The sequence below is a fragment of the Streptomyces sp. UG1 genome (assembly GCF_049974585.1).
In the GTDB taxonomy this organism is placed as follows: domain Bacteria; phylum Actinomycetota; class Actinomycetes; order Streptomycetales; family Streptomycetaceae; genus Streptomyces.
Genome location: NZ_JBNGGG010000153.1, coordinates 1 through 959 on the forward strand (window position 1 = coordinate 1; position 959 = coordinate 959).

Sequence of the window (959 nt, forward strand, 5' to 3'; positions counted from 1 at the left end):
CCTCTCCTTTACCACTCTCGGGAAGGCCCTTCCCCTTCTCGTCGGTAATTTCACAAGTTGTCCCATACTTGCAAGATCGCGCATCAGCTCCGGTATACGTCCCGGTGAAGCGCCCTGCAATGTCATCAGCATTCTCATCACCATTCCGCATGATTCTGAGAAACTCAGTTGATTCGGCCAGTAACCTTTCAGATGTTCCGCCATTTTAATCATCTGATATCTCACCAGATTATAAGCCAGTAAGACACCCCACAGCTCTTGCTCCACAAGCTCCGGCTTTTTACTTCTCAGCGTCAGCCTGCTCAGTTGCATCGTCTGTTTTATCTCCCTGTATCCCAGTTCAATTTCCCAGCGATGACTGTACAGATCCGCCATTTCTCCTCCGGGGAAGCGCATGGCGTCCGTCATCGACGTCAGCAGATGGCAGACTTTTCCTTTGCGCGTCACGGTCAGCAGGCGGGCTGTCACTTCATTTCCCAGTCCCGGCCACTTTTTTCGTGCCTGCGGGCTGGTTTTCAGCTTCACCAGATGATCGCCTTTACCCAGTTTTCTGAGCTCTTCATATTGCGCTCCCTTTCTGAGAGGTATCATCCAGTGGCGGTGTTCTCCCGCCAGGCTCCGGGCATTTAACAGTCCCAGTGAGTAATAACCTTTATCCATTAACGTCAGAGTGTTATCGCCGGTTTGTTCTATAAGTTGCTCAGCAAGCTCATTTTCGCTGTTCTTCATCGTGCCGAAGGCTGCAGCCGTCAGCAGATGGCTGGTCAGTTCCATCTGGCAGACCATTTTGACCTGCGGGTAGAGCGCCGGGTTCCCGGCATGTGTCTGGCGGGGGAAGGCTGCATCGTTCTCTGGTGTATCCGGTGTGCGCCAGAACACACCATCGATGGCCAGCAGGGTCAGGCCGCACCAGTGCGGATGCGGCGTGGCGTTATGCCAGAGCTGCGCTGTTTTCGTGA

At 53.7% G+C, this 959-nt stretch carries 1 protein-coding gene; it reads right to left on the reverse strand.

Features of this window, described 5'->3' with window-relative positions:
• On the reverse strand, positions 1-959 hold a 959-nt coding region (locus ACP4J3_RS50770), incomplete at both ends, for an IS4-like element IS4 family transposase (RefSeq protein ID WP_426545097.1).